Annotated in this window: 10 protein-coding genes and 1 pseudogene; 2 read left to right on the top strand and 9 right to left on the bottom strand. The window is 73.6% G+C overall.

All coding sequences use genetic code 11. The features are described 5' to 3' along the window. The 7 genes and pseudogenes from ACFY9S_RS02450 to hrcA form a co-directional block, all read right to left on the bottom strand. Positions 1 to 3,147, bottom strand: coding sequence for a S41 family peptidase (locus ACFY9S_RS02450; protein WP_391122929.1), 3,147 nt, complete (start codon positions 3,145 to 3,147; stop codon positions 1 to 3). Between the two features lie 90 nt (positions 3,148 to 3,237). Next, positions 3,238 to 3,783, bottom strand: a complete 546-nt coding sequence (locus tag ACFY9S_RS02445; protein WP_391121730.1) for a hypothetical protein — start codon at positions 3,781 to 3,783, stop codon at positions 3,238 to 3,240. Between the two features lie 49 nt (positions 3,784 to 3,832). Next, positions 3,833 to 4,050: pseudogene (locus ACFY9S_RS02440) on the bottom strand (VOC family protein); the annotation flags it as partial. A 2-nt stretch (positions 4,051 to 4,052) separates the two neighbouring features. Beyond that, on the bottom strand, positions 4,053 to 4,790 hold the full coding sequence (locus tag ACFY9S_RS02435) for a 16S rRNA (uracil(1498)-N(3))-methyltransferase (protein WP_391121727.1): 738 nt from the start codon (positions 4,788 to 4,790) through the stop codon (positions 4,053 to 4,055). Next, positions 4,787 to 5,860, bottom strand: a complete 1,074-nt coding sequence (locus ACFY9S_RS02430) for a nitronate monooxygenase (RefSeq protein ID WP_391121724.1) — start codon at positions 5,858 to 5,860, stop codon at positions 4,787 to 4,789. Before ACFY9S_RS02430 ends, ACFY9S_RS02435 begins: the two co-directional genes overlap by 4 nt. A 260-nt stretch (positions 5,861 to 6,120) precedes the next feature. After that, complete coding sequence (gene dnaJ / locus ACFY9S_RS02425) at positions 6,121 to 7,254, bottom strand: molecular chaperone DnaJ (protein WP_102912712.1); 1,134 nt, start codon at positions 7,252 to 7,254, stop codon at positions 6,121 to 6,123. Further along, complete coding sequence (hrcA, locus tag ACFY9S_RS02420; protein WP_031103805.1) at positions 7,254 to 8,270, bottom strand: heat-inducible transcriptional repressor HrcA; 1,017 nt, start codon at positions 8,268 to 8,270, stop codon at positions 7,254 to 7,256. The genes dnaJ and hrcA overlap by 1 nt, the downstream gene beginning before the upstream one ends. Positions 8,271 to 8,440: 170 nt before the next feature. On the opposite strand from hrcA, the gene ACFY9S_RS02415 reads away from it, so the two are divergent. Both ACFY9S_RS02415 and ACFY9S_RS02410 read left to right on the top strand, forming a co-directional pair. Continuing rightward, positions 8,441 to 9,172 (top strand): MBL fold metallo-hydrolase, encoded by a 732-nt coding sequence (locus ACFY9S_RS02415; RefSeq protein ID WP_391121720.1) that lies wholly within the window; start codon positions 8,441 to 8,443, stop codon positions 9,170 to 9,172. Positions 9,173 to 9,203: 31 nt separating this feature from the next. Beyond that, positions 9,204 to 10,004: a DUF3097 family protein gene (locus ACFY9S_RS02410; RefSeq protein WP_391121717.1), complete on the top strand. Its 801-nt coding sequence runs from the start codon at positions 9,204 to 9,206 to the stop codon at positions 10,002 to 10,004. A gap of 213 nt (positions 10,005 to 10,217) precedes the next feature. Here the strand turns inward: ACFY9S_RS02410 and hemW are convergent, their stop codons facing one another. Together hemW and ACFY9S_RS02400 are read right to left on the bottom strand one after the other, a co-directional pair. Continuing rightward, complete coding sequence (gene hemW, locus ACFY9S_RS02405; protein WP_391121714.1) at positions 10,218 to 11,450, bottom strand: radical SAM family heme chaperone HemW; 1,233 nt, start codon at positions 11,448 to 11,450, stop codon at positions 10,218 to 10,220. A gap of 27 nt (positions 11,451 to 11,477) precedes the next feature. After that, positions 11,478 to 13,697, bottom strand: coding sequence for a SpoIIE family protein phosphatase (locus ACFY9S_RS02400; RefSeq protein WP_391121711.1), 2,220 nt, complete (start codon positions 13,695 to 13,697; stop codon positions 11,478 to 11,480). Between the last annotated feature and the right edge of the window lie 82 nt (positions 13,698 to 13,779).

The raw sequence follows: 13,779 nt of genomic DNA, 5'->3' as shown, positions 1-13,779 counted from the left end.
TTAAGCGGGCAGGCCAGGGGGCGTTTTTGCCGGTGCCGTCTCCAGGCTCTCCAGTGCCAGTCGGATCGCCTCGTCCAGTTGGGTGTCCCTGCCCGCCGCGTGGTCCTGGGGGCGTTGGACGATCTCCACGTCCGGATCCACGCCGTGGTTCTCCACGCCCCACTCGTAGCCCTCCAGCCAGAAGGCGTACTTGGGCTGGGTCACGAGGGTGCCGTCGACCAGGCGGTAGCGGCTGTCGATGCCGATGACGCCGCCCCAGGTGCGGGTGCCGACGACCGGGCCGAGGCCCAGGGCCTTGATGGCCGCGTTGACGATGTCGCCGTCGGAGCCGGAGAACTCGTTGGCGACGGCTACGACGGGTCCGCGGGGGGCGTCCTCCGGGTAGCTGTAGGGACGCATGCCGCGCGGGACGGCCCAGCCGACGACACGGCGGGCCAGCTTCTCGACGACCAGTTGCGAGGTGTGACCGCCCCGGTTCTCGCGGACGTCGACGACCAGGCCCTCCCGGGCGACCTCGACGCGCAGGTCGCGGTGGATCTGGGCCCAGCCGGGGGCCTGCATGTCCGGGACGTGGAGGTAGCCGAGGCGGCCGCCGGACCTCTCGTGGACGTAGGCGCGGCGGTCGGCGACCCAGGCGTGGTAGCGCAGCGGTTCCTCGTCGGCGACCGGGATGACGACGGCGTGCCGGGGGTCACCGCCGCCGGAGGGGGAGATCGTCAGCTCCACCGGCTTGTTCGCCGTGCCGATCAGCAGCGGGCCGGGCCCGGCGACCGGGTCGACGGACTGTCCGGCGATCGCGACGATGGCGTCGCCGGGGCGTACCGCGACGCCGGGGGCGGCCAGCGGGCTGCGGGCGTCCGGGTCGGAGGTCTCGGAGGGCAGGATGCGGTCGACCCGCCAACTGCCGTCCTCGTGGCGGGAGATGTCGGCGCCGAGCAGGCCCTGGCGGGGGCCGCCGCCGGGGCCGCCGCGCGGGGTGACGTAGGCGTGCGAGGTGCCGAGCTCGCCCTGGACCTCCCACAGCAGGTCGACCAGGTCGTCGTGGGTGGCGAGCCGCTCCACGACCGGGCGGTAGCGGTCGAGGACGCCGTCCCAGTCGACGCCGCTCATGTCGGGCCGCCAGAAGTGGTCCCGCATGATGCGGCCGTTCTCGTCGAACATCTGGCGCCACTCGGCCGCCGGGTCGACGAACTGGCGTACGCGGCCCAGGTCGACGGTGATGTTGCTGTCGCTGTCGTCGTCGCTGGAGGCCCGCCGGTCACTGGGCACGACCTTCAGCCGCCCGTCGGTCCACAGCAGCACCCGCTTGCCGTCACCGCTGACCGCGAAGTGGTCGGCGTCGACGGCGAGATGCTCGACGCGCTGCTGGGCGAGGTCGTAGCGCTCCAGCTCGGACTTGGGTTCGGGGTCGTCGGGGGTGGCCCGGGACGCGCCGAGCACACCGGTGACCGGGTGGCGCAGCCACAGGACGCCGTCCTTGGCGGCGCGCAGGTTGGTGTAGCGGGCGGCCTCGACCGGGAAGGGCACGATGCGGTCGGCGAGGCCTTCGAGGTCGATGCGGGTGGTGGGGGTGCCCTCGCTGTCGGGGGTCTCCTCCCGGTCGGGCGTCTCGAAGGACCGGCCGTGCCGCTGCGGCCCGAACGGGGAGGGCGTGGTGGCCGCGAGGGTGATCAGATGCGGCCGGGCGCCCACCACGAAGGCCAGGTCGAAGACGTGCTCGTCGTAGACCGGGTCGAAGGAGCGGGTCGACAGGAACGCGAGGTGCTTGCCGTCCATCGTGAACGCGGGCGCGTAGTCCTGGAAGCGCAGCGGGGTGGCCTCGGTGACCGACAGGTCGGTGGTGTTGGCGAGCTTCAGCTGGCACAGGGGCCGGGGGCCGGGGTGGGACCAGGCCAGCCAGGACGAGTCGGGCGAGAAGACGGGCCCGGACACATCGCCGTCGTCGCTGCGGTCCACCTCGCGCACCTCGCCCGTCTCCCGCTCGACGAGCAGCAGCCGGCCGTCGTGGCAGGCGACCGCGGCACGGCTGCCGTCGGGCGCCATGGCGAGGTCCAGCACCCGGCCGAGCTGCCCGGCGGCGATCCGGCGGGGTGTCGCGCCGGGGGCGAGTCCGGTGGCGGGCGCGAACTCCAGGGCGTCGTCGCCCTCGGCGTCCGTCACCCACACCACCCACTCCTCGCCGTCCGCGCGGAACGTCCGCGGCAGCCGGGCCCGCACCCCGGGCGTGGCGGCCAGCGCGCGGGCCGGGCCGGCGCGGTGGGTGACCCAGTGCACGGAGCCGCGTACGGCGACCGCGCTGCCGCGCGCGGTGTGGTCCGGGGACGCCGAACCGAACCACCGGGAGGCGTTCACCGGGAACGGCTGGAGGTCGACGCGCTGCCCGCCCAGCCGCACGGCCGGCCGCCGCGGCTCGGCCCCCTCCAGGTCGTCCAGCACCCACAGCTCACCCGAACTGGAGTAGACGACACGGGTGCCGTCGGTCGCGGCGTGCCGTGCGTAGAAGCCGTCGAGTGGTGTGTGCCGGCGCAGGTCGGAGCCGTCCGCGAGGGAGGAGTAGAGCGCGCCGGTGCCCTCGTGGTCGGAGAGGAAGGCGACCCGGTCGCCCACCCACAGCGGGTACTCGATGTTCCCGTCGAGGTCCTCGTGCAGCCGCACGAACTCCCCGTCGTCCCCGCGGTCGATCCACAACTTGCCCGCCGTACCGCCGCGGTACCGCTTCCACCAGGCCGCCTCACGTCCCATGGGCGCGGACAGCAACACCGTGTGCGGCCCGTGGGCGACGTCGCCGACGGGCCCGTACGGCAGGGTGGTGGCCGGGCCGCCGTCCAGCGGGACGGCACGTGCCCAGGTACGGCGCAGGCTGGCCTGCCCCTCGGTGCTGATCGCCAGGACCTCGCCGTCCGGGGTCCAGCCGCGCACCTGCGTCTTGAGACTCCCCCAGTACGTCAGCCGCTTGGCCGGGCCGCCGTCGACCGGGGCGATGAGCACCTCGGGAGCGCCGTCTCTGGTGGAGGTCCAGGCGACCGTGGTGCCGTCGGGCGAGATGCGGGGGTGGGTCACCGGCATGTTGTCGGCGCTGACCCGCCAGGCCCGGCCGCCGTCGAGCGGGGCGAGCCACACGTCGTCCTCGGCGGTGAAGGCGACCAGGTCGCCGTGCACATGGGGGAACCGGAGGTAAGCAGACGATGTCACCCGATCACCCTATGCAGGGACGACGCCGCGCGGACAGGGTTCGGATCACTTGCCCTCGACGGGGCGGCAGTCCGGGTACTTCTCACACCAGATGGTCTGGGTGACGGTCACCGTGACGGTCGGCCCGGGCTGCCCGCCCGGCGGGCCGCCGACGGGGGGCGGGCTGGTGGAGTTGCAGTCGCCGAGCCCGTCGACCTCGAACCACACCTTGCCGTCCACCTCGGCGGTGATGTTCCCGCGCACACACGCCCCGTCCACCGCGTGGGTGACCTTGCCGTCGACGGTGATCTCCTTGCCGTCGTCGGTCTCGCCCTCGCAGTCGACGGTGGCGACGGTCCGCTCACGCGCCGAGGGTGACGGCTTCCCGCCGCTCTCCCCGTAGGAGGCGGTGCAGGTCAGCCAACGCACGCCCGCTTTCTGCCGGTTGAGCTCTTTGGTCACGGTCTCGTCGGTGGTGTACGCGACGGACGCGGAGCTGATGCTGCCGGGCTCGCAGGCGACGGCGCCGCCCACCGCCACCGCGGCGAACGTCACCGCGACCGCCACCCGCCGGCCGCGCGGCCCCAGCCGATTCCCTCTCGAAGCCCCCATGGAGGGGAGCCTGCCACCGACTCAGGCCGCGCGGTAGGGCGCAAAGGCGTCAGCCGCGCGGCAGCAGCCACTCCCGGAGCTCCACCCCGTTGCCCTCGGGGTCCTTGAGATGCGCCACCCGCATCCGGTCCGTCATGGGCCGTGCGGCACCGTGGCGCCGCGCAGCGTGATCTTCTCGCGGTACGCGTCCGGTCCGTCCACCCGCAGCACGACCAGGGAGCGGTGACCGGCCGCCGCGTCGCCCGGTTCGCCGAGCACCTCGGAAAGGGTCAGGACCAGCGTCCGGTGCGTGCCAGGAGCACGGCCGCGGCGGCCGTCCCGGCAGTCGATGTGCGCAGCACACTGCGCCCGAGGCGGTACGCCTTCGCCCCCGCCTCCTCGAACAACGCCAGTTCCTCGGGCGCCACGCCCCCCTCGGGCCCCACGACCAGCACGATCTCGCCGGTGGCCGGAAGGTCGGCCGTGGCCAGCGGCGCGTCCCCGCTCTCGTGCAGCACGGCGGCGAACTCCGCCCCGGCCAGCAGCGAGGCGACCTGCCTGGTCGTGGCCGCTTCCGCGACCTCCGGGAAGCGCACCCGGCGCGACTGCTTGCCCGCCTCCCGGGCCGTCGCCCGCCACTTGCCCAGCGCCTTCGCCCCGCGGTCGCCCTTCCACTGTGTGATGCAGCGCGCCGCCGCCCACGGCACGATCGCGTCGACACCGACCTCCGTCATCGTCTCGACGGCGAGCTCCCCCCGGTCGCCCTTGGGCAGCGCCTGGACGACGGTGACCCGGGGCTGCTCCGCAGGCTCCTCGTGCACCGGCTCCAGCCGGAGGATCAGCCGGTCCTTGCCCTCCGTGTCGAGTACGACGCAGTCCGCCCAGCGGCCGGCCCCGTCCGTGAGCACGACGTCCTCACCGGCCCGCAGCCTCTTCACGGAGACGGCGTGCCGCCCCTCCGGGCCGTCCAGGACGTACCGGCCACCGTCCGTGTCGAAGTGCTCGACCACGAACACCGGTGCGGTCACAGCACGCCCCCGCCCGTCAACGAAGCCCGGGCGGAGGCCAGTTCACCGGCCAGCACCTCCACGAGCTGCCCGGCGGGCAGCTCCCGCGCCATCCGGTGCCCCTGCCCGGCCCACAGCGCCATGCCCTGCGCGTCACCGGCCTTGGCGGCGGCCTTGCGCAGCGGCGAGGTGAGGTGGTGGATCTCGGGGTAGGCGGCGGGCGCGTACGGGCCGTGCTCGCGCACGAACCGGTTGACGAGGCCGCGCGCGGGCCGCCCGGAGAACGCCCGGGTCAACTCCGTGCGGACGAACAGGGGGTTGGTCAGTGCCCGCTTGTGCAGGGCGTTCGCGCCCGACTCGGGCGTGGCGAGGAAGGCGGTGCCCAGCTGGGCCGCGCTCGCGCCCGCCGCGAGCACACCGGCGATCTGGCCGCCGCGCATGATGCCGCCGGCGGCGACGATCGGGATGCTCACGGCTTCGCGGACCTGGGCGATCAGCGACAGCAGCCCGAGGCCGGAACCGTCCGTCTCGGGGACGTCCCGGTGGGTGCCCTGGTGGCCGCCGGCCTCGATGCCCTGGGCGATCACCGCGTCCGCGCCCGCCTGTTCGACGGCCCGGGCCTCGTCGGGAGTGGTCGCGGCGGCCAGGACGAAGGTGCCGACGCGGTGCAGGGTGTCGACGACCTCACGGCTCGGGACGCCGAAGTGGAACGACACCACGGGCACGGGGTTGTCGCGCAGCACCACGAGCTTGGCTTCGAAGCCGTCGTCGCGTCCGCTGTCCGGGTCGCCGAGCTCGGCCTCGTACCAGGTGGCCTCGCCGGCCAGCTGGTGGGCGTAGACGTCGACGGCCGCGGGGTCGGCATATTCCGGCTGCGGCATGAAGACGTTGACGCCGAAGGGCCTGCCGGTGAGGCTCCGGATCTGCTTGATCTCCTGGTACATCCCGTCGGCGGTCTTGTACCCGGCGGCCAGGAACCCGAGCCCGCCCGCCTCGCACACGGCCGCGGCGAGCTGCGGTACGGAGACGCCGCCCGCCATGGGGGCCTGCACGATCGGGAAGGGGAAGAGATCGGTCAGTGCGGAGGACATGACCGCATGTTGTCACGTCCTCCGAACCACTCCGAAACCGGCCTGCCGCCTGGCATAGACCAGAAGCACGCTCGCCCTCGGCGCCCGTCGAAGGCATCCCGAACCCGCCGCGTCAGCGACTGTCGAAAGCTTTCCGGACCACCCCGTCAGCGACCGTTGAACGCGTCCTTCAACCGCGAGAACAACCCCTGCTGCCCTGGCTGACTGCGCCCGCCCGGGGGACAACCCCCGGACCCCCGGCAGCAACCGGACCACCCCCGTCAGCGACCGTTGAACGCGTCCTTCAACCGCGAGAACAACCCCTGCTGCCCTGGCTGGAACTGCCCCGTCGGCCGTTCCTCGCCCCGCAGCTTGGACAGCTCGCGCAGCAGGCGCTCCTGCTCGGGGTCGAGTTTGCTCGGGGTCTGGACCTCGACGTGGATGATGAGGTCGCCGCGTCCGCCGCCGCGCAGATGCGTGACACCGCGGCCGTGCAGCGGGATCGACTGGCCCGACTGGGTGCCCGGCCGGATGTCGACCTCCTCCAGGCCGTCCAGCGTCTCCAGCGGCACCTTCGTGCCGAGGGCGGCGGCCGTCATCGGGAGCGTGACCGTGCAGTGCAGGTCGTCGCCGCGCCGCTGGAACTGCGAATGGGGCAGTTCGTGGATCTCGACGTACAGGTCACCCGCGGGACCGCCGCCGGGGCCGACCTCGCCCTCGCCGGCGAGCTGGATGCGCGTGCCGTTGTCGACACCGGCCGGGATCTTGACCGTCAGCGTGCGGCGGGACCGGACGCGGCCGTCTCCCGCGCACTCCGGGCACGGAGTGGGGACGACCGTGCCGAAGCCCTGGCACTGCGGGCACGGGCGGGACGTCATGACCTGGCCCAGGAAGGACCGGGTCACCTGCGAGACCTCACCGCGTCCGCGGCACATGTCACACGTCTGGGCCGAGGTGCCCGGGGCCGCGCCCTCACCGCTGCAGGTGTTGCAGACGACGGCCGTGTCGACCTGGATGTCCTTCGTCGTACCGAAGGCCGCCTCGTCGAGCTCGACCTCGATACGGATCATCGCGTCCTGGCCGCGGCGGGTGCGCGAGCGCGGTCCGCGCTGCGACGCCGTACCGAAGAACGCGTCCATGATGTCCGAGAAGTTCCCGAAACCGCCGGCTCCGAAGCCGCCCGCGCCGCCGCCGGCCTGCGAGAGCGGGTCGCCGCCGAGGTCGTAGACCTGCTTCTTCTGCGGGTCCGACAGCACCTCGTAAGCGGCGTTGATCTCCTTGAACCGCTCCTGGGTCTTCGGATCGGGGTTGACGTCCGGATGCAGCTCGCGCGCGAGCCGCCGGAAGGCCTTCTTGATCTCTTCCTGCGACGCGTCGCGGCGCACGCCGAGTACGGCGTAGTAGTCCGTGGCCACTACGACTCCGCCAGGATCTGTCCGACGTACCGTGCCACTGCGCGTACCGCTCCCATCGTTCCCGGGTAGTCCATGCGGGTCGGTCCGACCACGCCGAGCTTGGCGACTGCCTCGCCGCCCGAACCGTAGCCGACCGACACGACGGACGTGGAGTTGAGTCCTTCGTGGGCGTTCTCGTGACCGATCCGTACGGTCACACCCGGATCCTGCGCCTCGCCGAGCAGCTTGAGGAGCACGACCTGCTCCTCCAGCGCCTCCAGCACCGGCCGGATCGTGAGGGGGAAGTCATGACCGAAGCGGGTCAGATTGGCGGTGCCGCCGATCATCAGCCGCTCCTCGTTCTCCTCGACGAGCGTCTCCAGGAGTGTGGAGAGCACCGTGGAAACCGTACCCCGGTCCTCGTGCTCGAACGCCTCCGGGAGATCCTCCACCAGACTCGGCACATCCGCGAAACGGCGGTTCGCCACACGGCTGTTGAGCCGCGCGCGCAGATCCGCGAGCGAGGCGTCGCCGAAGGGCGCCGGGCAGTCGACCACGCGCTGCTCGACCCGTCCGGTGTCCGTGATCAGCACCAGCATCACGCGGGCGGGCGCCAGGGAGAGCAACTCCACATGCCGCACGGTGGACCGCGTCAGCGACGGGTACTGCACGACGGCGACCTGACGCGTGAGCTGCGCGAGCAGCCGTACCGTACGCGCCACGACGTCGTCGAGGTCGACGGCGCCCTCCAGGAAGTTCTGGATCGCGCGCCGCTCGGGCGCGGTCATCGGCTTGACGCCGGCGAGCTTGTCGACGAACAGCCGGTAGCCCTTGTCGGTGGGGATGCGCCCGGCACTGGTGTGCGGCTGGGCGATGTACCCCTCGTCCTCCAGGGCCGCCATGTCGTTGCGGACGGTGGCCGGGGAGACGCCGAGGCTGTGCCGCTCGGTGAGGGCCTTGGAGCCCACCGGCTCCTCGGTGCCGACGTAGTCCTGGACGATGGCGCGCAGCACCTGGAGCCTGCGTTCACTGAGCATCGCGCACACCTCCAGATGTCTGAGCCTGCTGCCCTGCCGGTCCGGCCTGGCACTCTGCGCGTGCGAGTGCCAGCATTCCCCGGCCCAGTGTACGGCGGTGGGGTACACCCCCGGCAAGGCTGGTCGTGCGGCGCCGTGCCCCGAGCGGGGCGCACCGCTAGCGTCGCCGTATGACGGTGACTTGGGAAGACCTCGGATGGGAGCGCGTGGCCGCCGGGGTGGGTCGGTGCCGGCTGCCGGTGTGGGACTGCACGGCGGGGCTGGTCGCCGGTGCGGGCGCGGTCCTTTTGATCGACGCGGGGTCGAGTCTCGCGGAGGGCGCGAAGTTGCGTGCGCAGGCGCGGTCGCTCACGGGCCACCGTGTGACACATCTCGCGCTGACCCATCCGCACTTCGACCACGTTTTCGGGGCGGCGGCGGTCACGGACGCGGAGGTGTTCGGCGCCGTGGGCGTGGACGCGGCGCTGACGCGGGTGCGGGACCGGGAGGAGCTGCGCGCGGACGCGGTACGCCACGGCCTGGCGGCGCCCACGGCCGAGGAGGCGGCGGAGCGGCTGGCCCCTCCCGGCCACCTGGTCTCGGGCGAGTGGACCCTGGACCTGGGCGGCGGCCGGCAGGTGCTGCTGGCGAACGTCGGCCCGGGCCACACCGCCCACGACCTGGCGGTGCTGGTGCCGGGCGATCCGGAGGTGGTGTTCTGCGGCGACCTGGTCGAGGAGTCCGGGGAGCCCCAGGCGGGCCCCGACGCGGTGCCGTCGCACTGGCCGGCCGCCCTGGACCGGCTGCTCACCCTGGGCGGCGAGGACGCGCTGTACGTGCCCGGTCACGGAGCGGTGGTGGACGCGGCGTTCGTGCGGGCGCAACGGGACGCGCTGGCCGCGCGTTTCGGCGTGTCGTGGTGATCGCCCTTCGCCTTCTCCTATCGTCATGCGAATGCGCCAGTACTCCGCCGATCTGACTCCGCCGTGGAAGAAGCCGAAGCCGGTGCCCGAGGTCGCCGCGGAGCCGGGCCTGGTGGTGGAGGAGCCGGGGACCGGCTTCTGCGGAGCGGTGATCCGCTGCGAGGCGGGCACGGTGACGCTGGAGGACCGCTTCGGCAAGCACCGCGTGTTCCCGATGGAGCCGGGCGGTTTCCTGCTGGAGGGCAGGGCGGTGACCCTCGTCCGCCCCTCGCCGGGCGGCCCCTCGCGTCCCACCCGCACGGCCTCCGGTTCGGTGGCCGTCCCCGGCGCCCGCGCGCGGGTCGCCCGCGCCGGCCGCATCTACGTCGAGGGCCGCCACGACGCCGAGCTGGTCGAGCGGGTGTGGGGTGACGACCTGCGCATCGAGGGCGTGGTCGTGGAGTACCTGGAGGGTGTCGACGACCTCCCGTCGATCGTCGACTCCTTCGCCCCGGGCCCCGACGCGCGCCTCGGCGTCCTGGTCGACCACCTGGTCCCGGGCTCGAAGGAGTGGCGCATCGCCCAGTCCGTCACCAGCGACCACGCCCTGGTCGTGGGCCACCCGTACATCGACGTCTGGGAGGCGGTGAAGCCGTCGTCCCTGGGCATCGACGCCTGGCCCCGGGTCCCGCGCGGCCAGGACTGGAAGACCGGCGTGTGCCGGGCCCTCGGCTGGCCGGAGAACACCGGCGCGGCCTGGCAGCGGATCCTGTCGGGGGTCCACTCGTACAAGGACCTGGAGCCGGAGCTGCTGGGCCGGGTGGAAGAACTGATCGACTTCGTGACCGCGTAGCTGCGGGCATGCGTGCCGCCCCCGCTGCGGGCATGCGGGCGGCCGCCTCAGCTGCGGGCATGCGTGCCGCCAGGGGCGGCACGGGTGGGCGCAGCGGCACCCCGCCACGCCGGGCTGCGCACCCCACCCGGCCCCGGCGCGGCGCAGCGGAATCCCGCTACGCCGGGCTCCGCATCCCAACCACCCCCTGCCCCGGCACCGACGCCGAGCACCTCAGTCCACGAGATCCCGCACGACCCCGTCCGCCAGCAACCGCCCCCGCAGGGTGAGCACGGCCCGCCCCTCCGCATACGGCCGCTCCTCGAGCAACCCTTCGGACAAGGCCCGCCGAGACGCCGCGAGCCCCTCCTGCCGCAGCAGCGCCAACGGCACCCCGTCCCGCAGCCGGAGCTCCAGCAGGATCCGCTCGACCCGCCGGTCCTCGTCGCTCAGCAGCTCCCGCCCGGCCCCCGGCGACCTCCCCGAAGCCAGCGCGGCCGCATACGCCCCCGGATGCTTGACGTTCCACCACCGCACCCCGCCCACATGGCTGTGCGCCCCCGGCCCGGCCCCCCACCAGTCGGCCCCCCGCCAGTACAGCTCGTTGTGCAGGCACCGCCCGGCCTTCGAAGTCGCCCAGTTGGACACCTCGTACCACTCGAAGCCCGCGCCCGAGAGAACCTCGTCCGCGATCAGGTAGCGGTCGGCGTGGACGTCGTCGTCGGTCATCGGCACCTCGCCCCGGCGGATCCGGCGCGCCAGCTGCGTCCCCTCCTCGACGATCAGGGCGTAGGCGCTCACATGGTCCGGCCCGGCCGCCAGCACCGCGTCCAGCGAGGCCCGCCAGTCGTCGTCGGACTCACCCGGGGTGCCGTAGATCAGGTCGAGGTTCACATGCTCGAACCCGGCGCCCCGGGCCTCCGCGACACACGCCTCGGGCCGTCCCGGCGTGTGCGTGCGGTCCAGCACCTTCAGCACATGCTGCCGGGCGCTCTGCATCCCGAAGGAGATCCGGTTGAAGCCTCCCTCACGCAGGGCCGCCAGATACGCCGGATCGACCGACTCCGGATTGGCCTCCGTGGTGATCTCGGCGTCCTCCGCGAGCCCGAACTCGTCGCGGACGGCCTTCAGCATGCGGACGAGATCACCGGCGTCCAGCAGCGTGGGCGTGCCGCCGCCGACGAACACCGTCCGGACCGGCCGCGGATCGTCGCCCAGCACCTTGCGCGCCAGCCGGATCTCGTCGGCGAGCGTCTCGGCGTAGTTGTCGCGGGACGCGAGGACCCCGCCGGTGCCGCGCAGCTCGGTCGCGGTGTACGTGTTGAAGTCGCAGTAGCCGCAGCGGGTCGCGCAGTACGGGACGTGCAGGTAGAACCCGAGCGGGCGGTCGGCGGCCCCGGCGAGGGCGGACGCGGGCAGCGTGCCGTCGTCGGGGACGGGCTCGCCGTCGGGAAGTGCGGAAGGCATGCCTTCCATTGTCCAGCACCCGCGGGGTCAGTCCGCCTGGAGCACCAGCAGGGCGAGATCGTCCGCCGGGGGCCGTGCTCCGAACTCGTGCACCAGCCGCTTGATCCGCTCGGCTATCAGCTCCGCGTCCAGCCCGGCGCACCCGGCCAGCGCCGCCGCGAGCCCGTCCCCGTCGTCGAACTGGCGGGAGCCCGAGCGGCGCTCGGTCACGCCGTCGGTGACGCACAGCAGCGTGTCGCCGGAACGCAGTTCGAAGGTCTCGCTGGTGTAGGTGGCGTCCTCGACGACGCCGAGGAGGGTCTGGGGCTGCGCCGCCGTGTGGACCTCGCCGCCGGCCCCGAGCAGCAGCGGCAACGGGTGCCCGGCGGAGGCGACGGTGCAGCGGACACCGCCGTCGAAGGGCACGAGTTCCCCGTAGAGCAGGGACAGGAAGCGGGTCTGGGGGCCGTCGCCGGGCGGCGTCGGGCGCGCCCCCGCGGCGACCAGCGCCCGGGCCGCCGCGTCCGCGGCCTCCGTGGCGTCGTCGAGCAGGAGCTGGTTGAGACGGTCGAGGACGTCGGCCACCCGGTAGCCCTCCCGGGCCAGCAGCCGCAGCCAGGGCCGGGCCAGGCCGATCACGACGGCCGCCTCGGGCCCCTTGCCCTGGACGTCGCCGACGGCGAAGCACCAGCGGCCGTCGCCGGCCGGGAACAGGTCGTAGAAGTCGCCGCTCGGCCCGCCCTTGTCGCACGGCTCGTAGACGAGGGCACTGCGCATGCCGGGGATCTCGGCCACGGCACCCGGCAGCAGGCCCCGCTGGAGGACGGCGCTGATGGTGGCCTGGCGGGCGTACTGGCGGGCGGCGCCGATGGCGAGGGCCACCCGGCGGCTGAGGTCCTCGACGAGGCCGGTGATCTCGTCGGGGAAGCCGGCCTTCCCGGAGCGTCCGATGACGAGGGTGCCCAGCGGGCGTCCCCCGGCGACCAGCCGGTACGCGAGGGCCGCACCGGGCTCGCCGTCATCGAGCGCCCCACCGGGCCAGGGGTAGTCGACGGGCCCGGACCTGCCGCGCTCCCGGCTGCGCTCGAACGGCGAGGCCCCCGTCGGGTCGAACGGCCGCGGCGGGTCCTTCTCCAGGAGGCCGCGCAGCTCCTCGATACGGTTCTCACTGCCGTGCCAGACCCGGGCGAGGCGCGGGCCGCACACGCCGGCTCCGCCGCTCCAGCCGCCGCCCGTGGCCTCGTCCTCCAGCCACACCGCGCACCAGTCGGCCAGCCGCGGCACGATCAGCTGCCCGGCGAGGGCCGCGACCAGGTCCTCGTCGAGCTGCCCGGCCAGCAGGTCGGAGGCCTCGGCCAGGAAGGAGAGGGCGCCGCGGCCGAGCCAGGCGCCGTCGGGCCCGTTGCGTCCCTCGCGGTTCTCGTGCCGGTCCCGCCAGTCCCGCAAGTCGTTCCAGTCGCGCAGCCCGTGCGTTTCCTGCAGGTCCGGCCAGTCCCGTGCCTCTCCGCCCTCCCGCGAGTCCCATGTCTCTCCCGCCTCACGCAGGTCCCACGGCTCACCCACGCCACGCCAGTTGCCTGCGGCCTCCCTCGCCTCGTCGCCCGGGAGCGGCTCGGGTGCAAGGATCTCCGCTACCCGCAGGCCGCGCACCAGCGCGTGCTCCCCGGCGTACGCCTCGATCTGCTCGCCCGCCGCACACCCCCCGGCGGGCAGCCGCGCCCAGACGGTCTTGCGGCCCGTGCGGTAGGTGATCCCCCACGCCTCGGAGAGCGCGCCGACGAGCCGCAGGCCGCGCCCGTGCTCGGGGGTGTCGTGCGGCGTCTCCGGCTCGCTGCCGCGCGGTGCGCGGGAGGGGTGGTGGTCGGAGACCTCGACGACGAGCGCGGCCGTGTCCGGGTCGTCGCCTTCCAGCCGGCACTCCATCTCGACGTCGGTGCCGGCATGCACGACGGCGTTGGTGACGAGTTCGCTGACGACGAGCGCGGCGTCGTCGGCGAGGCGGTCGGTGAGGTACTCGGCTCCGGGCAGGGCGAGCCCGGTCCACTCGGTGAGCGCCCGGCGCACCAGGGCGCGGGCTGCGCCCGGCGCGAGCGAACTGCCGGGCAGGGTCGCGCACGCCCGCGCGTCCCCCGGCGCGTATGTCTCCGCACAGGGTGCGGTCTCCTCGGAAACGGGCCCCTCCTGGACGGGCACGGGCGTCTCCCCAGCGTGTGCAGGCGCCTCTGAGGCACGGGAAGCGGTCTCCCGTTGCGTCGGAATGGCCCCCATGGACAGCTCCCCGGGCAGTTCGTACGAATACGCCACAGTCGATGCCGACAGAGTGACAGACTGACCTCGCCCATAAGCGCCG

The organism is Streptomyces sp. NPDC012474 (assembly GCF_042955185.1).
Lineage (GTDB): Bacteria > Actinomycetota > Actinomycetes > Streptomycetales > Streptomycetaceae > Streptomyces > Streptomyces cahuitamycinicus.
This window is presented reverse-complemented; position numbering and strand designations above follow the sequence as displayed.